The following is a 321-nucleotide window of genomic DNA, read 5'->3' as shown; positions in this document are numbered from 1 at the left end:
CACAGCGGCAAGGTGCTTACCTGTGGGACCTAGAACAAGAAAAGTGGCGATTTGCTCTGCCCTACCAGCCCATATGCGACGCCATAATCTATGGTGCAGTAATTGATTTGTTCTACGACGTATCTGATCCCGATTCAGGTCTAGCAAGCAATGCCCAAGTTTGGCGTAACGGCATTGAGTACGCGGGCGGCACCACGTTTACAGTTAACGATGGTTCGGTATACGGAGCAACTACAGCAGTGAGTTTTGCGGCCGGTGAAGTGAAATCCGTCAACAACAAGTTTCCGAATTCTGTTGGTGCCGTCGAGATTGATATTGCGG

The 321-nt window shown here is 50.2% G+C and carries 1 protein-coding gene; it reads left to right on the top strand.

Going from position 1 to position 321, the window contains the following annotated elements; genetic code table 11:
• Positions 1-321, top strand: a 321-nt coding sequence (locus tag AC1RPQ_RS08260; protein ID WP_481762305.1) for a hypothetical protein, incomplete at both ends; no start/stop codon positions are given.

It is taken from the genome of Dellaglioa sp. CoH-57-MRSF-21 (assembly GCF_056781915.1).
Note: the sequence above shows the minus strand (reverse complement) of the source record. Positions and strands in the feature narration are given on the sequence as shown.